Origin of the sequence: Paracoccus aminophilus JCM 7686 (genome assembly GCF_000444995.1) — a bacterium.
Classification (GTDB): Bacteria; Pseudomonadota; Alphaproteobacteria; order Rhodobacterales; family Rhodobacteraceae; genus Paracoccus; species Paracoccus aminophilus.
On record NC_022049.1, the window covers coordinates 410,505 to 430,031 of the forward strand.

Consider the following 19,527-nt stretch of genomic DNA (forward strand, 5'->3'; position numbering starts at 1 on the left):
AATTCTACTTATGCAGCCCCTTAACCATGGGGAGGATTACCCAACGACGAGCCCTAAAGCCGCAGTGCGCTACGTTAGGTGTAACCGGAGCGGTGGACCGGACACTCACGTTGCAACTGCATTCGCTGCGACCGGGAGCCACCGTCAGCTGGGGGCTCCGATCGACATGCCGCGACACGGCAACCGGCAGGTTTGGCGCGGTCAGCCCTGCCTCTCCCAACGACAGACAAGGCGCGGCCGATGGTGTGTCAAAACTGGCTGCAGTGCTACCATTCCGTGATGGCGGGAGGAGCGGCATGGCGGGTTTCATCGAGGGAGTTCAGCGAAGCCAGACGGTGCTTTTCCCGAACCGGCTGGAAGACTGGATCGGCGAGGATGATCTTGTTCGCGTGGTTGACCTGTTCGTCGATGAGCTTGATCTGGCAGACTTGGGTTTCATCCGCTCGACCTCGGCGCGCACCGGCCGACCCGGCTATTATCCCGCCGTTCTGCTGAAGCTGTTCATCTATGGCTACCTGAACTGGATCCCGTCGAGCCGCAGGCTGGAACGCGAGGCCGAGCGCAATGTTGAAGTGATGTGGCTGATTGGCCGGCTCGCGCCCGACCACAAGACCATCGCCGAGTTCCGCCGCGCGAACGGCCTGGCGATCCGCAAGACTTGCGCACAGTTCGTCGACCTGTGTCGTCGGATTGGCGTTTTGAAGGGCGATTGCGTTGCGGTCGACGGCAGTAAGTTCAAGGCGGTGAACAACCGTGATCGCAACTTCACGAAGAACAAGATTGCCAGCCGCCTCACCCATCTCGAAGCTGATGTCGAGCGCTATATCGACGATATGGTGCGCATCGACCGGCAGGAGGAAGGCGAGACCCATACCCGGAAAGTCCGGGATCTGGCTCGGCGTTATGGTCGCATCCGCCAAGAGATTGATCGGCTGAAGGCGATGGACAAAGCCCTGGCCGATACCCCCGACGGGCAGATCTCCCTGACCGATCCCGACGCTCGGGCCATGGCGACCAGCGCCCGCCACAGCGGTATGGTTGGTTATAATGTCCAGACCGCCGTCGATACCGAGAGCCATATCATCGTCACCCACGAAGTCACGAACCAGGGCTTTGATCGCGACCAGCTCAGCCCGATGGCAATCTCGGCAAAGGATGCCCTTCAGCATGAAGACCTGCACGCCATCGCAGACAAGGGATACTTCAGCGGCCCCGAGATCCTCGCCTGCCATGAGGCGGGCATCACCACGACCGTGCCGCGCCCCGCCACCTCGGGCAATGCGGCCAAGGGCATGTATGTGAAGGCCGATTTCGCCTATGATCCGGAACGCGACGTCTATGTCTGTCCTGCTGGCGAGGAACTGATCTACCGCTACACCCGCGAGGAAGGTGGCCTTCAGGTCCGGCGATACTGGATCAACGCATGCCAGAGCTGTCCATTAAAAAGCCGCTGCACCACTGGCACAGAGCGCCGGATCACCCGATGGGAACATGAGCATCTGATCGACGCGATGCACGAAAGGCTGAGCAGGGACACCGATCCGATGACGCTCCGCCGCTGCACGGTCGAACATCCTTTCGGCACAATCAAGGCTTGGATGGGGCATACCCATTTGCTGACGCGAAGGCTGAAGAACGTCCGTACCGAGATGGCACTGAACGTTCTGGCCTATAATATCAAGCGGTTGATCTCCTTGATCGGCATCCGGCGCTTGATGCAGGCATTTTCGGCCTGACTAGGGCTCGGCCGCCTCACTGCTGACGCAGCACGGCGTCCGGCAAGGCTTATTGGTGGGCCATAATCCGCGCGAAAAGGCACGATCTGACGCAGGTATTCCGGGCAACAGAGAAAACCACCAACAAACAGCCACCGCCGCCAGGTTTTTACACACCCTCGGCCCAGACCCGCCGCGCATTTTGCCGCAAGATTGTGCAAAAGCCGCCGCGCGGCGCGGGCTAGGACGGGGGTCTAAGAAGGACGCCTGTCATGAATATTCTGCTTTTCGCCGCAACCGTGCTGATCTGGGGATCGACCTGGATCGCGATTGCCTTTCAGGTCGGCCCGGTGCCGGTGCTGGTCTCGGTCTTTTACCGCTTCGCGCTGGCGGGGCTGGTCTATCTCGCGGTGCTGGCCGCTTTGGGGCGGCTGACGTGGCCAAGCGCGCGCCAGCAACCGTGGATCGCGGCACAGGCGATCTGCCTCTTCAGCCTGAATTTCATCTGCTTTTACAATGCGGCGGCCTATGTGCCTTCGGGGCTGATCTCGGTCATCTTCTCGCTGGCGACGCTCTTTAATGCGGTCAATGCGCGGATCTTTTTCGGCGACCGCATCACCTCGCGGGTGGTCGTGGCGAGTGCCCTTGGGGTCTTGGGCGTGGTCCTGCTCTTCGGCCCCGAGCTTGCCGCCTCCCATCCCGCGGGCGTGATGACCGGGATCGGGCTTGCTTGTCTCGGCACGCTTTTCTTCTCGCTTGGCAATATGATCTCGCGGCGCAACAGCGCGGCCGGGATTTCGCCGGTGACCGCGACCTCTTGGGGGATGTGCTATGGCGCGGTGGTGCTGTTGGCGCTGATCGCCGTCACCGGCACGCGAATCGTCGCGCCGCCCTCGGGGCTTTACTGGGGCGCTTTGGCCTATCTCTCGCTCATTGGCTCGGTCTTGGGCTTCACCGCCTATCTGATGATGGTGGCGCGTCTGGGCTCGGCCAAGGCCGCCTATGCGACGGTGCTTTTCCCGGTGGTCGCGCTGGCGCTGTCGACGATTTACGAGGGCTATCACTGGCATCCGAGCGCGGTTCTGGGGCTCGTCTTCGCGCTTTGCGGCAATCTGGTGATGTTCCTGCCCGAGCGCCTGCTGACCCCTCTGACGCGGCGTTTCTCGCATTAAGGAACGCCGCGCCCGCTTGATCGGAACAGAGAGAGAACGCATATTGGGCCGATGCGCCCCGATGATGTTCTCTTTCCCACCGATTCCGGGCTTTACTGCCCGCTTGGCGATTTTCACATCGACCCGACCCGCCCGGTCGCCCGCGCGCTGATCACCCACGGCCATTCCGATCACGCCCGCGCCGGACATGGCGCGGTGCTGGCGACGCGGCAGACGCTCGACATTATGGCGATCCGCATGGGCGAGGGCTTCGCGCGCGAGATCCAGGCCTATGAGGCGCCGCTCGATCTGGGCGGCGTGCGGGTCAGCTTTCATCCGGCGGGCCATGTTCTCGGCTCGGCCCAGATCGCGGTTGCCGCGAAGGGCGGGCCGACAATCGTGGTCTCGGGCGATTACACCCGCCGCCCCTCGCGCGTCGCGGCCCCGTTCGAGCCCGTCCCTTGCGATGTCTTCGTGACCGAAGCGACCTTCGGCCTGCCGGTCTTTCGCCATCCCGATCCGGCGCAGGAAATCGCGCGGCTTTTGGCGAGCATGGCCGAGTTTCCCGACCGGCCCCATCTCATCGGCGCTTACGCCTTGGGCAAGGCCCAGCATGTCATCAGCCTTGTGCGCGAGGCGGGCTATGACGCGCCGATTGCCCTTCATGGCGCGATGGTGCGGCTTTGCGATTATTACACCAGCCAAGGCATCGCGCTTGGCCCGCTGGTGCCAGCGACGGTCGATCGCGCGGCCGCCGAGCCGCTCGCGGCGCAGCTCATCATCGCGCCGCCCTCGGCCTTTGCCAGCCCTTGGGTCCAGCGCTTCGCCGATCCGGTGCTGGGCTTTGCCTCGGGCTGGATGCAGATCCGCGCGCGGGCGCGGCAAAGCGGGATCGAGCTGCCGCTGGTCATCTCCGATCACGCCGATTGGCCCGCGCTGACCGCGACCGTGACCGAGCTTGCGCCGCGCGAGCTCTGGATCACCCATGGCGCCGAAGAGGGCCTTTTGCGCTGGTGTGAACTGGCGCAACTGCCCGCGCGGCCCTTGCGGCTGGTCGGCTATGACGGGGATGTGCTCGAATGAGGGCCTTTGCCACCTTGCTCGAACGGCTGGCCTTTACCGCGGGGCGCGCGGCCAAGCTGACGATCCTGCGCCATTATCTGGCAATCACGCCCGACCCCGAGCGCGGCTGGGCCTTGGCCGCTTTGACCAACGATCTGAAGCTGCGCCAAGCCAGCCCCAGCCTTCTGCGCGGCATCGCGGCCACCCGGATCGACGCCCAGCTTTTCGCGCTCAGCTATGATTTCGTCGGCGATCTGGCAGAGACCCTGGCGCTGATCTGGGACGCGCCCGACGCCATGGGGCAGGAGCACGAAATCACCGTGACCGAGGCGGTTCATCTGATGCAGACGACCGGCAAGGCCGCGCTTCCGGGCGCGATCGCCCGCGTGCTCGACCGGCTTTCGCCCTCTGAGCGGCTGGCCTTCCTGAAGCTCGCGACCGGCAATCTGCGCGTGGGCGTCTCGGCCCGGCTGGCGCGCACCGCCTTGGCTGACATGGGCGGCCCGGATCTGACCGAGATCGAGGAAATTTGGCACGGGCTCGCCCCGCCTTACACCGCGCTGTTTGACTGGATCGCGGGCGGCGCGCGGCCCGAACAGGCGGCGCGCGCGCCTTTTCGCCCGGTCATGCTCTCGACCCCGATCACGCCAGAGGAGCTCGCCGCGCTCGATCCCGCCGAGTTTCTCGCAGAATGGAAATGGGACGGCATCCGCGTGCAGGCGGTCGCCGATCAGGGCACGCGGCGGCTCTATTCGCGCACCGGAGAGGATATTTCGGCGGCCTTTCCCGATCTTCTCGACGCGATGGATTTCGAGGGCACGCTTGACGGCGAGCTGATCGTGATCCGCGACGGCGCCGTCGCGCCCTTTGGCGATCTGCAACGCCGCTTGAACCGCAAGACCGCAAGCAAGGCGCTGCTGGCCAGCCATCCGGCCGGGCTTTGTCTTTACGACCTCCTGCTCTGGCAGGGCCGTGATCTGCGCGCCAAGCCTTTGACCACCCGCCGCGCGCTTCTCGAAAGCCTCGATCTCGGGCCCCGTTTCACCCGCTCGCCGCTGCTTGATTTCGCCAGTTGGGAGGATCTCGCCCAGTTGCGCGCCGCGCCGCCGCAGGATGTGATCGAGGGCGTGATGCTCAAGCGCCGCGCCTCGAGCTATCAGGCCGGGCGGCCGCGCGGGCCGTGGTTCAAATGGAAACGCGATCCGATGGTGGTCGATGCGGTGATGCTTTACGCGCAGCGCGGTCACGGCAAACGCTCGGGGTTCTATTCGGATTTCACCTTTGGCCTGTGGTCGGGCGCGGATCTCGTGCCGGTCGGCAAGGCCTATTTCGGCTTCACCGACGAGGAATTGCGCGAGCTCGACCGCTTCGTGCGCGACAATACGACCGAGCGTTTCGGTCCGGTCCGCGCCGTCGCGCCGAAACTGGTGGTCGAGCTGGCCTTTGAGGGCATCAACCGCTCGACCCGCCATAAATCGGGCGTGGCTTTGCGCTTCCCCCGCATCAGCCGCATCCGCTGGGACAAGCCCGCCGCCGAGGCCGACCGGCTGGAAACCCTTGAGGCGCTGCTGTGAGCCTGCCGCCGCGCTTCGCCGAGTGGTTTGCCGCGCGCGGCTGGTCGCCCCATGCCCATCAGCTCGCGCTGCTGGATGCGCCGAGCGACAGCCTTCTGATCGCGCCGACCGGCGGCGGCAAGACATTGGCGGGGTTTCTGCCCTCGCTCATTGAGCTTGCGGGCGGCTGGAGCGGGCTGCACACGCTTTACGTCTCGCCCCTCAAGGCGCTGACCGCCGATATTGGGCGCAATCTGGCGCGACCCGTCGCCGATCTCGGCCTGCCGATCCGCATCGAGGACCGCACCGGCGACACCCGCCAAGCGCAGCGCCAGCGCCAGCGCACCGATCCGCCGCAGATCCTGCTGACCACGCCCGAAAGCCTCGCGCTGCTGCTGAGCTACCCCGAAGCGCCGAAGATCTTCGCCATCCTGCGCCGCGTGGTCTTGGACGAGCTGCACGCTCTGGCCGAATCCAAACGCGGCGATCAGCTGATGCTCGGGCTGGCGCGGCTGCGCGCGCTCGCCCCTGATCTGCGCGTGACCGGGCTTTCCGCCACGGTCGAGGACCCGCCCGCGCTGGCCGCCTTCATGGGCCGCGCCGAGGCGCCGCCCGAGACCGCGCCGCAGATCATCCTCGCCGATCCCGGCCCCGCCCCCGATATCGCCATGCTCGCCACCGCGCGGCCCGCGCCTTGGTCGGGCGCGGGCGGCCATTACGCCATCCCCGAGGTGCTCGCGGCGGTCGAGGCCGCGCAAACCACGATCATCTTCATCAACACCCGCGCGCAGGCCGAGCTTTTCTTTCAGGCGCTCTGGGCCGCGAACGAGAAAAATCTGCCGATCGGCCTTCACCACGGCAGCCTTGCGCGCGAGGCGCGCGAAAAGGTCGAAACGGCGATGGCGGCGGGTCAGCTCAAGGCGGTGGTCGCGACCGGCAGCCTCGATCTCGGCATTGATTGGGGCGCGGTCGATCTCGTGATCCAGATTGGCGCGCCGAAAAACGTCAAGCGGCTGGTCCAGAGGATCGGGCGCGCCAATCACCGCTGGGGTGCGCCCTCGGTCGCGCGCATCGTGCCCGCGAACCGCTTTGAGCAGATCGAATGCGTCGCGGCGCTCGAGGCCGTCCATGCCCGCGATCTGGATGGCGAGCCGCGCGGGCCGGGGCCTTTGGACGTGCTCTGCCAGCATATCCTGCTGACCGCCTGCGCCGGGCCTTTCGAGGCGACAAGCCTTTACCGCGAGGTCAAGACCGCCGGGCCCTACCGCGATCTCTCGCGCGCGGCCTTTGACGATTGCCTCGATTTCGCGGCAACCGGCGGCTATGCGCTCAAGGCCTATGACCGCTGGCAACGCCTGAAAGAGCGCGACGGGATGTGGGGTCTGCGCGACCCGCGCGCGGTGCGCGATCTGCGCATGAACATCGGCACGATCGTCGAGGCCGAGATGCTGAAAGTGCGTCTGCGCGGGCGCGGCGCGCCTCTGGGCGAGGTCGAAGAGGCCTTTGCCGCGACCCTCGTGCCCGGCGATACTTTCCTGATCGGCGGCCAGACCGTGCGTTATGACGCCTTGCGCGAAATGGTGGTCGAGGTCTCGCCCAATCCCGCGAAACAGCCGAAAATCGCGGTCTTCAGCGGGCTGAAACTCGCGATGTCGACGCAGCTCGCCCATCGCGTGCTCGACATCATCGGCACGCCCGCGCGCCATGTCGTGCTGCCTCCCGACACGCAGGATTGGCTGGCGCTTCAGGCCGAGGTCAGCGCGCTGCCGCGTCCGGGGCTGCTGCTCTCGGAAACCTTCCCGTTTCAGGGCCGCTGGCATCTCGCGCTTTACGGCTTTGCGGGGCGCAACGCCTTGCAAACGCTTGGCCTTTTGCTGACGCGCGAGATGGAAGAGGCGGGCCTCGGCCCCTTGGGATTTCTCGCGACCGATTACGCTTTGCTGGTCTGGTCGCTCGATCCGGTGACCGAGATCGACCCCCTTCTGGACCCCGCGCGGCTCAAGGCCGGGCTTGGCGATTGGCTCGGCGAAAACGCGGTAATGAAGCGCAGTTTTCGCAATATCGCGACGGTCGCCGGGCTCATTCAGCGCAATTATCCGGGGCTGCGCCGCTCGGGTCGGCAGGCGACATTTTCGAGCGATATTCTTTACGACACCTTGCGCAAATACGACCCCGACCACCTCTTGATGCGCATCACCCGGGCCGAGGCCGCACGCGGGCTGGTCGATTTCGGGCGCATCGAGGAAATGCTCGCCCGCTCGCCCGAACGCAGCCATCGCCTGCTCGACCGCGTGCCGCCGATGGCCGCGCCGCTGCTTTTGGAGGTCGGGCAGGTGCCGATCAAGGGCCAAGCGCGCGAGCGTCTGGCCGAGGCCGAGGCCGCGCGGCTGATGGCCGAGGCGGGGCTTAGTCTCAAGCCCGACCTTGGCCGCGACCTCACCCAAGGCGCGGCATGAGCGGGCTTGGCTTTGCCTTTCACGGCGTCGAATTCGAGGCGCGCGTCTCGGGCGCGCTGTGGTGGCCGCGCGAGCGCTGGCTCATCGTCGCCGATCTGCATTTCGGCAAATCCGAGCGCATGGCGCGGCGCGGCGGCGCGCTGCTGCCGCCCTTTGAAAACCGCGCCACTTTGGAGCGTCTCGGCGCGGAAATCGCGGCCCTTGCCCCGCGCCGCATCATCAGTCTGGGCGACGGTTTCGACGATCTCGCCGCCGCCGAGGCCTTCGCGCCGAGGCTTGGCCCCGATCTCGCCGCTTTGGCCAAGGGCTGCGACTGGCTCTGGATCAGCGGCAATCACGATCCCGGCCCCCTGCCCGCAACCTTGCCCGGTGCGGTCCGCCCAGAGCTTGCGCTCGACGGGCTGGTGCTGCGCCATGAAATCGGGCAAGGTCCTGATGTGTCTGGACATTATCACCCGGCTATTCGGCTGGGCGGATTGCGCCGCCGCGCCTTTCTGCTCGGCGCCGATCACCTGATCCTGCCCGCTTTCGGGGCCTATACCGGCGGGATGCTGGCCGAAGAGCCGCCGCTTGGCACGCTGCTGCCCGAGGGTCTGGCGCTCGCCTGTTGCGAGACGCGCGTGCTGCCCCTGCCCTTCGGCGCACGGCGGCGTTGAGGCGGCGTTAAGCCTCGCGGTTAGACCAGCTCGATCGGCCCGGCATATTGGCCAATGCGGCTGTCGGCGGTCAAAAGCACCATGCCCTCGGACACCGCCTGCGCGATCAGCATCCGGTCGAAGGGATCGGCATGGACCGCGGGCAAAGCCGCCAGCCCGAGGCAATGACGCCCATCGACCGAGAGTTCCGAATAGTCATTCGCCAACAGCCCCGCGCGCAAAACGCCGGGCTCGACCCGGAAATCGGGGCGATTGAGGCCGCGCTTGATCGCGACCTCCCAGATCGAGGCGGCGCTGAACCACAGCTGATTGCCGGGGTCCAGCATCAAAGCCGTCGCCCGCGCCGGGATTTTTTCCGGGGCGAAAGCCGACCAGAGCAGCAGATGGGTGTCGATCAGCAGATTCATACGCGCCGCATCACCTCAGCGCCCGATGCCTCATCCTCGGCACCGTCGAAGAGTCCTTGGATTTCCTCTTCGCCGAGCCGGTCGAAATCGTCGGGAATGCTGTATTGCCCGGCGAGAAACCCCAGCCGCCGCGGGCTTTCGCCTTCGAGCATCGTGACCTTGACCAAGGGCTTGCCCGCCCGCGCGATCACGAAGGATTCGCCCTTGGCGGCGGCCTCGACCAGCTTCGAGAGATTGGTCTTCGCCTCATGCATATTCACGGTCTTCATGCGCGCCTCCTGATCTCGGTGGGTCAAACTTAGTCCGATAGACTTAGTCCAATCTGGCGCGGAAATCAATCCCCGTCGCGCGCGGCGCGCAGCCCGTAATCTCCGGGAAAGCCGAATTGGCCGTGATGGCCAAGCTTGGCCTTGCTGTCCATCCAGATCTCGCCGCCAACGCCATGGGTCCAGCGCAGGCAAAAGCTTTGATCCTCGCCGTAAAGCCCGCCCTCGGTTCCATCGACCGGCTGATGGCTGAAGAAATCGTGAAACTCGGGCGCATCGCGGTAAAGCGGCAGGCGGCCCTGAACCGGCAGGGGTCGCGCCACGCCCAGCCGCGCCATTTCCTCGGGCACGCGGCGCTTGAGCAGCACGAACCCCATGCCGCCGCCGGTGATCGTCACGAAATCGCCCGAGACCTTGCGCGCCACGTGGCCACGCCGGTCGCGGGGCTGGACGACATAGCGGAAATTCTGGCTCGCGAGCGCGACCGGATCGAGCCGCTCGGCCTCCGGGCGGGCCTCGTTTTCGCAGACGGCGGCGTAGTAATCGCGGAAGGCCATCTTGCGGCTGGGATAGGCGGCAAAGGTGAAATCGGCGTCGAAATCGAGCAGGCGGAAAAACTGGGGCGGCTTGAAGGACAGGTCGCAGTCGAGAAACAGCGCATGAGTGAAGGGCTTTTGCGACAGGAAATAAGACAGCAGGTAATTCCGCGACATCACGATATCGGAAAACTCATAGGTCTTGATGCCGAAGGTGATGCCGCGCCGTTGCAGCTCTTGCGTCAGACCGATCAGAGATTTCATGAATTCGGTCACGACCTGCCCCGGCGTCGGGATCAGGATAATCAACTTGGGCGTCTCGGCCATGCCATCTCTTTCTGCATCGTGGCGTTCCGGGTCGCGCTTGCGCGCCTGTCGCGCTCAATCTGCAAGGGCGGGCGGCGCAGGGCAAGCGCTCTGTGATCGGCCGGATCATCGCGCAGAGAGCGAAAGGGGCGGCGGATTTTGCCCGCGCGGATGGCTGTGCCGCCGCTAGACCCCGCTCTCATCCGATCAGATTCGCGCGAGCGATTGTGATCGCGCGGGGTCGTGAGGCGGCGCGCGGGGCTCGGTTTCCCGCGATCTCGCCCGCCCGGTGCCACGGATCCGGGCAGAGTTTCGCAAAAGTTCCGCCGCGGCGAAAAAAATCTTGTTCAACTGCCACCAAATTACTGTGCCCATAGGGAAAATCGGACACAGCCCGCCGCCCGTTCAACGCCATAAATACCCCGGATTTGGTGGGATGCCGCTGGTTTTAAGCCTAGATTTAGGCGGGTTCCCGCCGAGCGAAAATCAAAGCGCTTTGCATTTTAGCAACAATCAGGGAGTTTCCCGACACAACGCAAATAAAGCGGTTCGAGGGACGAATGGTCTTCAAGGCAATTGCACGCATTGCGCGGCCTCTGGTCATGTTCGGCGCGATTTCGATTTTTTCGGCCTTCGCAGCCGAGGCCCGGGGCACCTGGGAAGGGGCGCCGAAAGCCTCGTCCAAGGCCGCCGCGATTGCGCCCAATCCGGCGCTGAAATCCATGGCTTTGCGCGAAGCCAGCGCCAAACACGCCCGCGGCCAGCGCGTCTGGTGCGTGCCCTTCGCCCGCGATGCCAGCGGCGTCCAGCTGCAGGGCAATGCCAAGACCTGGTGGGGCAAAGCGGAAGGCCTTTATGGCCGTGGCAACAAGCCCCGCGTCGGCTCCGTGATGACCTTCCAAGCCACCGGCAAACTGCCGCAAGGTCATGTCGCAGTCGTCTCGAAAGTCGTCAGCCCGCGCGAGATCCGCATTGATCACGCCAATTGGTCGCGCAACAAGGTGTCGCTGGGGATGCGCGTCGTCGATGTCTCGCCCGCGAACAACTGGTCGGCCGTGCGTCTGGAAAGCGTGCCGAACACGCTTGGCATGGTCTATCCGGTCAAGGGTTTCATCTATCCTTAAGCGATAGACCCCAAGCGAAATGCCCCGATTGCCCGCCCCTGGCGGGCATTTTCAGTTTCGCGCCCTTCCCCATTTGCCCGCTTGCGGAAAACAGACATATCGCCACCAGAGAATATTTCGCCTGCATTCCCGCCAGAGCGGGGAAATATTTTGCCAAGACTCGCCAAAACTACGGAATGGCGCGAAAATAAATCTCGCCTAGATTGATCGTGTATATCGCCCGGGCGCTCCGGGCCCCTCATCAAATGGTGCCGATCATGTCTTTGCGTTCCCTGCTTCTTGCCTCTGCCTTCGCGGCTGCCGCAGCCGTCCCTGCCTTTGCCGAAGACCTGCGCATCGGCTGGCAACAGATCGTCGAACCCTCGCGCGTGGCCCAAGCCAGCGGCGCCTATGAGAAAGCGACCGGCGCCAATGTCACCTGGAACCTCTTTGGCGGCGGCGCCGATGTGGTCGCGGCGATTGCCTCGGGCTCGATCGACATCGGCTATGTCGGCTCGGCGCCCCTGACCGCGGCGGCCTCGCAAGAGCTGCCGATCGAGACGATCTATATCGTCGGCAATATCGCCGATGCCGAGGCGCTTGCGGTCAAGGGCGTCTCCAAGCCCGAGGATCTCAAGGGCAAGAAGATCGCGACGCCCTTCGTCTCGACTGCGCATTATTCGCTGCTCGCGGCGCTCGAGCATTGGGGCATCAAACCCTCCGAGGTCAATCTCTTGAACCTGCGCCCGCAGGAAATCGCGGCCGCTTGGGAGCGTGGTGATATTGACGGCGCCTATATTTGGGATCCGGTGCTGAACCAGATCAAGACGACCGGCGGCACGGTTCTGGCCGACAGCGCCGATGTCGCCAAATGGGGCGCGCCGACCTTTGACGCCTGGATTGTGCGCAAGGATTTCGCTACCGCCCATCCCGATCTCGTCACCGCTTTCGTCAAGGTGACCGGCGAGGCGACCGACGCCTATCTCGCCCATCCCGAGGCTTGGGGGCCCGAGTCCGAAGAGGCCAAAGAGATCGCCAAGCTGACCGGCGCCCCCGCCGCCGACGTGCCCGCGCTTCTGAAGGGCTATACCTTCGCCGGGCTGAAGGACCAGACCAGCGAGGCCTATCTCGGCGGCGACACCGCCAAGGCGATCAAGGCCACCGCGGGCTTTCTGGAGCAGCAGGGCGCAGCCAAGGCGCTTGCCGATTACAGCGCCTATGTGAACCCCGCCTATGCCGCCGAGGCGCAGAAAAGCGTCACCGCGGCGAAATGACCTGACGGCCGGGCGCCCTGCCCGGCCCTTGCTTACGGGGATCGCCATGTCGCTTCTCAGCCTCCAAAATGTCTCATTGGTCTATGATGAAGCACCGGATCGCGCGCCGGTGCTTCATCGCATTTCGCTCGACCTCGCGCGCGGCGAGTTCATCTCGATCATCGGCCGCTCGGGCTCGGGCAAGACCTCGCTGCTGAACCTCGCGGCGGGGTTTTTGCGCCCCAGCGGCGGGCGCGCGCTGATCGACGGGCGCGAGATCACCGGCCCCGGGCGCGAGCGCGCCGTGGTCTTTCAAGACGACGCGCTTTATCCGTGGAAGCGGGTCGAGGACAATGTCGCCTTGCCGCTGAAGCTCGCGGGCCAAACCCGCGCCGCCCGCCGCACCCGCGCGCGCGCCTTGCTCGAGGCGGTCGGGCTGGGGTCCGAGGCCGAAAAGCGGATCTGGCAGCTTTCGGGCGGCCAGCGCCAGCGCGTCGGCATTGCCCGTGCGCTTGCCGCCGATCCTGAATTTCTCCTTATGGATGAACCACTTGGCGCACTGGATGCCATGACGCGCGACCATATGCACGGGCTCTTGCTGCAACTTTGGCAGGCAAGCCATGCCGGCGCGATGCTGATCACCCATAGCATCGAAGAGGCGCTCTTTCTCTCGACCCGGGTCGTGGTGCTGGCGCCCAATCCCGGACGGATCGTCTATGTCGAAGAGGCCGATTTCGGTCGCCGCTTCCTCGCCGGAGAGGACGCCCGCCAGCTCAAATCCGAGCCCGGCTTCATCGCCGCCCGCGAGCGGCTGAACGACGCCATCTATTTCAAGGAGGCCGCGTGATGACAGAGACCTCGCTTCACGACAACAGACTGACCGAGCCCGCGCGCAGCCAGCCGCGCAAACTGCCGCTGGGGCTGCTTCTGGGCCTCGGCTCGGCGGGCGCGCTGGTGACGCTCTGGGCGCTCGCCTCGCGCTTTGGCTGGGTCTCGCCGGTCTTCCTGCCGCCGCCCGCGAAGGTCTGGCGCGCGCTGGTGACCGCCTCGACCAGCGGTTACGCCAATGCGACGCTGTGGCAGCATATGGCGGCAAGCCTCGGCCGCGTGCTCTCGGCGCTCGTGCTCACCATGGCGGTCGCCATCCCCGCCGGGCTGATCATCGCAACCTCGCGGATCGGGCGCGGCCTGCTCGACCCGCTGATCGAGTTCATCCGCCCCCTGCCCCCGCTCGCCTATCTGCCGCTGATCATCATCTGGTGCGGCATTGGCGAGCCCTCGAAAGTGCTGGTGATCTCCATCGCCATGCTGGCGCCAATCGTGATCTCGACGGTTTCGGGCGTGCGCGCGGCGGGTGAAAGCCAGATCCGCGCGGCCCAGAGCTTCGGCGCCAGCCGCGCGCAGATTATCCGCGAGGTCATGCTGCCCGCCGCCCTGCCGTCGATCCTCACCGGCATCCGCATTGCCCTTGGCGCGGGCTGGACGACGCTGGTCGCCGCCGAGTTGGTCGCGGCGACGCGCGGCCTTGGCTATATGATCCAGTCCGCGGCGCAGTTTCTGGTCACCGATATGGTGATCGCGGGCATCCTGGTGATCTCGGCGCTCGCCACAGTCTCAGAGCTGATCCTGCGCTGGATCGAACGCCGCTTCCTGCCCTGGGTCGGCAAGTAATCTCGCAGGCGGCCGGTCAGAGAACACCCGGCCGCCTGCCCCAGATCCCGCGCCAGAGCTGCGGTTGATCGACGTTTTTCCGTAAATGACATGCGCGTTTTTGACCGTCGCGAAACGGCGCTGGCTGTGGGTTGCGGGGATTGGCATGATTGTCCGCGTGCGCTGCTCTCGAACCCGGCAGTGGGTTTGGCGGCGTTAGCCTCGCAGGCCGCCGCGCTCCCCTGCCCTACTGGAGAAACAGGCGTCACGGTTTTGGTATGAACGCCCGTTCCAGAAGCTCGTGGAATTCTGATACGCGCATATTTTGGGGATTGGGGAATTTGGAGCTCACTCCCTGTTGCGCGCGGCGGTTTGCTCTGCGGGTCTTATGGGATTCATCGCCGCTGTTGACAGCTGTCAACTCGTGTTGAAGCGTCGCTATAAAAAAGATAATTACCACTAATATACTGATATAATCATATTTTATTAAATTTATGTCCACACCCATGAGAACCCAAATGCCGTCACCCTGGCCCCGCATCCATCCCTCGCAATCCAACCAAGGCGAGCGGCTCCCGCATACACCATAGCTCAGCCTGAGATCCAACACGCGACCGCACAATCTGTGACCCAGCCAAAAAACTCTAAAGAACCCATTCGTCGGCGACGAGTTGACAGCTGTCAACGAGGCTGGTGAACGGAATCCGACAACCGCAAATGCGCCTCCCCCTCTCTGCGCAATCTCTCCGCGGCAGCACTCGCAAAACCGCCTCGGCACAAAGCATGAGTTCAACTGTCGAAGGCATCACAACTTGCAAACGAAGGACCCGAAGTTCGGCCAGCCCGACACCGCAAGAGAGCTCGGTTGACAGCTGTCAACTCGGGCTGGCTCGCGACAGATTTGGCTATGTGCCCTCGCGTGACAAACTGCCGGACCTTTCCGCTCACCCGCGCTGGTGGCTGAGAGTTCAACTTAACGAAAGGCTGCAGAAGCACTCGCCGATTGCCGCGAACCCAACGCTATTCACGATACCAAAACGGATGGAACGACCACCTCAGGAAGAACCACCTATCAAAACACTGCGGCAACGAAATGAGACATCGCCGCTAAAGAAACTCTCGCCGACCGAAGATCCGAAACGGAAGCGCGGTATGTGCTCGTCGCGCGGCTCTGATCGGGTCATTGGCGAAGGATGATCTCGCCGGTACTAACTCAAAACCCATATGTACAAGGTGGCCTGAAGATGCGGCCACGAGGAACCATCGAGCGGCCGGCATCGCGGTATTCGGGCCGCCTTGAGGGCTTCTGATCACGGCGGTTTCGGGCTCTCTGGGATAAGACGGAAAACGACGGATTCGGTGCGAAGTGATTCACTGTGTAGGAACAACCCGTCCTCACACTCGCCGCAGGACTGACCACGCCGCGAGCATGGCCTGTGCGCGAGTCGCCGCGGGCCGGCAGGAGGTCGGGTTCTATGTTGGGCACCTCGTGCCATAAGATTCATTCGAGTGGCGGGACGCGCGCTCGTCGGAATGGGATGCCACCGCGCCAGCTAAGCTATCTCGATGATACTGACAGGCGCGCGGAGGGGGTTCGCCCAGATCAAATCCCTCGAAACATGAGTCTTGGTCGAGCGGCGCGGCGCGGCATACTCCGCAAATGGACCAGACACAGGTCGGAACTCAGCAGCCCATTCGGTTTCACGGCTGATCTCTCTATTCGCAAAAACGGTTCAGCGCTGAGGAATGGCGTGAAGCTCGAACCCAACCAATTTCACCGGCAAAATTTCCGTGATCTTGATGATGTGGCTGCGAGGCGCTCGCGGCAGAGATTTCTTGACGGCGAGGGGAGGGGGCAGACCTTGGCGCCGAGCCCCCCAAACGCGATGCCGATCCCCAAGCGTGCGCGGTTTGCCTCGTCACAGCGCAACAGGTGAGACCATCTGTGGGTGAGGGGGCATGCACTCCTAAACCAAGAACATGAACATGATAACACATTGTTATTATTATATATAACTAAAACACGCCCCTCAAACCACCCAGCTCCGCCCCGAAAACCACCGCTCCCTCAGGTCACGACCAGCTCGACCGCAGGCAGCGGGCGCCCGATTGGGTCGGTCAGGGTCAGGCGCAGCCGTGAGCCGAGAAGCGTCAGGCCGGTGGGCTCGGGATCGGTGATGGCCAGGGGCAGGGTCTGCACCTCGCCCGAGGCAAGCGCGACCCAAGCCGCGCCGGGCTCGGCGCGCGCGAGGTCATAGCGCCAATAGCCGAGCATGGTCGGGGCGGGGCCGAGCGGGTGGGTGACATGGACCGCAAGCGCGCGATAGCCGCCCGCCGCCGGGGTCCCGCTGCAGGTCAGGCTCGGGGCTTGCGGCAGCAGGGCCGGGACGGTGGCGAGGCTTTTCGGATCGGAGGGCTGGCTCCAGAGGCCGGGCACCGCCGAGCCGGATTCGGGCGCGCCTTGCACATCGGCGAACCATTGATAGCGCGCATAGGGGGTCAGCCGCGCGGTGGGCGCGATCTCGGCCGTGCCGATGTCGCGGAAGCTCGCGACCTGACGGCCGGTGACCGGATCGGGCGCGGGCAGAGCAATCGTCCCGACGACCGGCGCAGAGAGCGGATCGGTCGGACCACCGCGGGTGCGATAGATCCGCGCGGTCCGGGCCGGGGTCACGCCCGGCATGACGCTGACCGTGACCTCGGCCACAAGGGCGGGCTCGCCGGGCAGGGGCGCGACCATGCGCAGATCGACCATCGGGCGCGGTGGCGGGTCGGAATTCGGCACGCCGTAAAAGACGGTATCGAGTGCTGCGAGATCGGGGCGCGCGCCGCTGATCGGGGCCTCGACCGCGATCTTATAGCCGTTGAGCACGCGGGTCGAACCCGAGAGCGCATGGCGAAAGCGCCGCTCGCCCGTGCCGACCGGCTCGACCGCATCGGCGAGCCGCTCGAAGAGGTGGTCGGGGAAATCTTGCTGGATCGCGCGCAGCTTGCCCGCGCGCGCGGCGCGGTCGGCGGTGGCGGCAATCGCTTGGGCCTCGGGGGCGCGGCCGCTTTCGGTCAGCCAGCTCAGCAGCCGGATCTCGTCGGTGTAATAGACCGCATAGCTCGGCGGATTGGCGGGGACCGGCCAGCGCCGCTCGACATAGGCAAGCCCGGTTGCATCGGGGCGGGCGGAGTAAAGCAGCACATCCGGGATCGAGAGCTGCGCGGGCGGGCGGGGGTCGGTCATCATCAGCCGCAAGGGCTCGGACGGGGCCGAGATCTGCCCGAAGCTGTCGACCCAGACCGCAGTGACGATCATCCGGCGCTGCTCGGTCGGCTGGAGCACCGGGCCGGTCAGGACCAGCGGCACCGCCCGGCGCGGCGCCGTCCCGGCGGGCGGGCTGTCGATTGCCACGGCGGCAGAGACCGGCGCGGTCTGGTCGGGCAAAGCCACGCTGCCACTTGGCGGGGCCACGCCCTCATGGGCGAAGCTGAAGCGCAGATGCGAGAGCGGATAGGATCCGGGCGCGAGCGCATCGGCCTCTGGCATCGGCACGCGCAGCTTGAGCGTGCCGCCGGTGATCCCGGCGTCGGCGGGCGCGGGCTGGAGGTAATTGCCCTGCAGCACCGGACGCGGGGGTTTGGGACGCGGACCGGCCGCCGCATCCTGCGCGGCAAAGCCCGACCAGCGCCCGAAACGGTCCTGCTGCGCGATGTGATAGCGCGCGGCCTCCGGCCCGGCCAAACGGTCGGCGACAAAGCCCTGACGCCCGTCCTGATCGGCGAGAAGCGCGCCGCTGTTGCCGCCATTGAGCCCCAAAGTCAGCGGCAGATGCCAGCCGCCAGCGGTCTTGCGGTTGATCGGGTTGAAACTGCCCGGGGGCTGTTCACGCTCGGCGGCGAGCGTCGCGCCGGTCAGCACGCCTTTCACCGGACATTCAACCTCGCGCCGCGCGATCGGCGGCACTTCGGGCAGCCACGAGACATGTTCGGGCGCGAGCATCACCGGCGGGGCAGGGGGCGCGGGCGGCGCGCTGCGATCCACCGCCGCAATCGCCGCAATGGCGATGTAATCGCTCGCCGCCTCAAGCGCGCCCTCGATCTGCCGCCCCTCGGGGCGCAGGACCGGCGCGGCGAAGGTCGTGACAAGTTTCGCCACCTCGCCATCGCCAAGGCTGCGGTCAGCGGCGGGGATCTGGGCGAGCGGCAGGGTCAGAAGCTGCTCGGGGCGCGCACCAATCGCCAGCGGATTACGGAAAAAGCCCAAGACACGATAAAGCGTCATCCCCTCGTTCTGGCCGTAATCCTTGTCATAGCCCTTATAGCCCAGCCATGCCGCCACGCCGGGATCAAGGCTGCCCTGCAAGACCCGCGCGAGATGCGAGATCGAGACCTCGCTTTGCTCGCCCGGCCCTTGCGCCAAAGGCTGGCCCGCGGCATCGGTGAGCGCGAGCGTCTCGACCGCGAGCAGGGGCGGGGTCGCGCTGTCGATCAGCGCGTCGAGATCGCCGTCGAGCGGCCAAGCAAGGTCATGGACCCGGTCGCTTTCAAGCGCGGGCGAAAAGGCGGGGGCGGCGGCGGGCGGGGTCGCGCCGCTGGTTTCCTGAAGGGGCGAGAGCTTCGGGGCCTGCGCGCGCAAGGCCGCCTCGGCGCGGTCGCGGGCATCGCTGACCGAGAGATAGCGCAGCCCCGGTTTGCGCGGCAGGTTCAGAACGGCAATGCTCTCCCAAGCCCCCGCATTGAGATCCTGCGCCGCGAGCCAAGCGAAATCGGTGATGACGCCGGTGCCGGTGATGACCACTTCGGCAATCGCCGGGGCGGCGATCAGATAAGGCGCGGCGCGGCGCTCGGCCAGCAGCGCAGGCGCGCCCGCCATCGCTGAGCCATAGGCCTGCATCCGCAGCGCGGTCTTACGCGGCAGCAGATCCTTGAGCGAATTTGCCCTGTTATCAAAGAGATCGCGCAATTTGACTGGGTCGAGTTTCGCGATTGTGTCGGTGATGCGCGGGCCGGTCACGATCGAGCCGCCCAAGTTCACGCCAGCCAGATTCAACCCCGGCCGCACGACGACCGGCGCCTCGGCGGCGACCATGCCGACCCAGATACAGGTCGCCTCACCGCTTTGCGCCATCGTCGCGCGGATCTCCTCGCCCTTGCTCAGCGTGATCGGCAGGCTGAGGACCTGACCGGCGCGGTTGCGAAAGACCGCGTCGCGCCGCAGCAGGGCCGCCGGGCTCGCGGCAGGCCCCGCCACCACCGGACCGCGCCCGCCAAGCGTCAGCCGCTGCAAGATGAACGGCGCGACCGGCAGGCCCAGAAGCGGGTGGTGCGAGATGCGCAGATGATTGCCGCTTTGGACATGCGGCTCGAGCGGCAAAGCGGGCAGGCCCGCGAGGTTCAGGAGGGCAGGGGATACGAGGCTGACCAT

The 19,527-nt window shown here is 65.4% G+C and carries 14 protein-coding genes; 10 read left to right on the forward strand and 4 right to left on the reverse strand.

The features are described 5' to 3' along the window. Nucleotides 1-296: 296 nt before the first annotated feature. The 6 genes from JCM7686_RS19975 (at nt 297) to pdeM (ending at nt 8,593) form a co-directional block, all read left to right on the forward strand. Nucleotides 297-1,736: an IS1182 family transposase gene (locus JCM7686_RS19975; protein ID WP_020952529.1), complete on the forward strand. Its 1,440-nt coding sequence runs from the start codon at nt 297-299 to the stop codon at nt 1,734-1,736. Between the two features lie 251 nt (nt 1,737-1,987). Then, a complete protein-coding gene (locus tag JCM7686_RS19980) occupies nt 1,988-2,887 on the forward strand; it encodes a DMT family transporter (protein ID WP_020952530.1) in 900 nt (299 codons plus the stop codon). Between the two features lie 51 nt (nt 2,888-2,938). Next, on the forward strand, nt 2,939-3,949 hold the full coding sequence (locus JCM7686_RS19985) for a ligase-associated DNA damage response exonuclease (RefSeq protein ID WP_020952531.1): 1,011 nt from the start codon (nt 2,939-2,941) through the stop codon (nt 3,947-3,949). After that, the gene (locus JCM7686_RS19990) at nt 3,946-5,502 is read left to right on the forward strand and encodes a cisplatin damage response ATP-dependent DNA ligase (RefSeq protein WP_020952532.1); all 1,557 of its coding nucleotides are present in this window, start codon (nt 3,946-3,948) and stop codon (nt 5,500-5,502) included. Before JCM7686_RS19985 ends, JCM7686_RS19990 begins: the two co-directional genes overlap by 4 nt. Further along, a complete protein-coding gene (locus JCM7686_RS19995; protein ID WP_020952533.1) occupies nt 5,499-7,937 on the forward strand; it encodes a ligase-associated DNA damage response DEXH box helicase in 2,439 nt (812 codons plus the stop codon). Before JCM7686_RS19990 ends, JCM7686_RS19995 begins: the two co-directional genes overlap by 4 nt. After that, complete coding sequence (gene pdeM / locus JCM7686_RS20000; protein ID WP_020952534.1) at nt 7,934-8,593, forward strand: ligase-associated DNA damage response endonuclease PdeM; 660 nt, start codon at nt 7,934-7,936, stop codon at nt 8,591-8,593. Before JCM7686_RS19995 ends, pdeM begins: the two co-directional genes overlap by 4 nt. 20 nt (nt 8,594-8,613) lie before the next feature. Here the strand turns inward: pdeM and JCM7686_RS20005 are convergent, their stop codons facing one another. The 3 genes from JCM7686_RS20005 to JCM7686_RS20015 form a co-directional block, all read right to left on the reverse strand. Beyond that, entirely contained in the window at nt 8,614-9,000 is a 387-nt protein-coding gene (locus tag JCM7686_RS20005) for a type II toxin-antitoxin system VapC family toxin (protein WP_020952535.1), read from the reverse strand. Then, nucleotides 8,997-9,269 (reverse strand): type II toxin-antitoxin system Phd/YefM family antitoxin, encoded by a 273-nt coding sequence (locus JCM7686_RS20010; RefSeq protein WP_020952536.1) that lies wholly within the window; start codon nt 9,267-9,269, stop codon nt 8,997-8,999. Before JCM7686_RS20010 ends, JCM7686_RS20005 begins: the two co-directional genes overlap by 4 nt. 65 nt (nt 9,270-9,334) lie before the next feature. Beyond that, a complete protein-coding gene (locus JCM7686_RS20015; protein ID WP_020952537.1) occupies nt 9,335-10,129 on the reverse strand; it encodes a hypothetical protein in 795 nt (264 codons plus the stop codon). Nucleotides 10,130-10,668: 539 nt separating this feature from the next. Between JCM7686_RS20015 and JCM7686_RS20020 the strand changes: the two genes are divergently transcribed. From JCM7686_RS20020 to JCM7686_RS20035, 4 genes are all read left to right on the forward strand, one after another. Continuing rightward, nucleotides 10,669-11,232: a CHAP domain-containing protein gene (locus JCM7686_RS20020; RefSeq protein WP_020952538.1), complete on the forward strand. Its 564-nt coding sequence runs from the start codon at nt 10,669-10,671 to the stop codon at nt 11,230-11,232. Between the two features lie 257 nt (nt 11,233-11,489). After that, entirely contained in the window at nt 11,490-12,485 is a 996-nt protein-coding gene (gene tauA, locus JCM7686_RS20025; protein WP_020952539.1) for a taurine ABC transporter substrate-binding protein, read from the forward strand. 46 nt (nt 12,486-12,531) lie between these two features. Continuing rightward, nucleotides 12,532-13,311, forward strand: coding sequence for a taurine ABC transporter ATP-binding protein (locus JCM7686_RS20030; protein ID WP_020952540.1), 780 nt, complete (start codon nt 12,532-12,534; stop codon nt 13,309-13,311). Beyond that, entirely contained in the window at nt 13,311-14,135 is an 825-nt protein-coding gene (locus JCM7686_RS20035; protein ID WP_020952541.1) for an ABC transporter permease subunit, read from the forward strand. The genes JCM7686_RS20030 and JCM7686_RS20035 overlap by 1 nt, the downstream gene beginning before the upstream one ends. 2,047 nt (nt 14,136-16,182) lie before the next feature. Here JCM7686_RS20035 and JCM7686_RS20045 read toward each other — a convergent pair. Beyond that, a complete protein-coding gene (locus JCM7686_RS20045; RefSeq protein WP_020952542.1) occupies nt 16,183-19,527 on the reverse strand; it encodes a hypothetical protein in 3,345 nt (1,114 codons plus the stop codon).

Bases quoted from the DNA above. Each gene is read 5' to 3' on its own strand.
- JCM7686_RS19975 (WP_020952529.1), top strand. From the start codon at position 297: ATGGCGGGTTTCATCGAGGGAGTTCAGCGAAGCCAGACGGTGCTTTTC.
- JCM7686_RS19980 (WP_020952530.1), top strand. From the start codon at position 1,988: ATGAATATTCTGCTTTTCGCCGCAACCGTGCTGATCTGGGGATCGACC.
- JCM7686_RS19985 (WP_020952531.1), top strand. From the start codon at position 2,939: ATGCGCCCCGATGATGTTCTCTTTCCCACCGATTCCGGGCTTTACTGC.
- JCM7686_RS19990 (WP_020952532.1), top strand. From the start codon at position 3,946: ATGAGGGCCTTTGCCACCTTGCTCGAACGGCTGGCCTTTACCGCGGGG.
- pdeM (WP_020952534.1), top strand. From the start codon at position 7,934: ATGAGCGGGCTTGGCTTTGCCTTTCACGGCGTCGAATTCGAGGCGCGC.
- JCM7686_RS20005 (WP_020952535.1), bottom strand. From the start codon at position 9,000: ATGAATCTGCTGATCGACACCCATCTGCTGCTCTGGTCGGCTTTCGCC.
- JCM7686_RS20010 (WP_020952536.1), bottom strand. From the start codon at position 9,269: ATGAAGACCGTGAATATGCATGAGGCGAAGACCAATCTCTCGAAGCTG.
- JCM7686_RS20015 (WP_020952537.1), bottom strand. From the start codon at position 10,129: ATGGCCGAGACGCCCAAGTTGATTATCCTGATCCCGACGCCGGGGCAG.
- JCM7686_RS20020 (WP_020952538.1), top strand. From the start codon at position 10,669: ATGGTCTTCAAGGCAATTGCACGCATTGCGCGGCCTCTGGTCATGTTC.
- tauA (WP_020952539.1), top strand. From the start codon at position 11,490: ATGTCTTTGCGTTCCCTGCTTCTTGCCTCTGCCTTCGCGGCTGCCGCA.
- JCM7686_RS20030 (WP_020952540.1), top strand. From the start codon at position 12,532: ATGTCGCTTCTCAGCCTCCAAAATGTCTCATTGGTCTATGATGAAGCA.
- JCM7686_RS20035 (WP_020952541.1), top strand. From the start codon at position 13,311: ATGACAGAGACCTCGCTTCACGACAACAGACTGACCGAGCCCGCGCGC.
- JCM7686_RS20045 (WP_020952542.1), bottom strand. From the start codon at position 19,527: ATGGTCAGCCTCGTATCCCCTGCCCTCCTGAACCTCGCGGGCCTGCCC.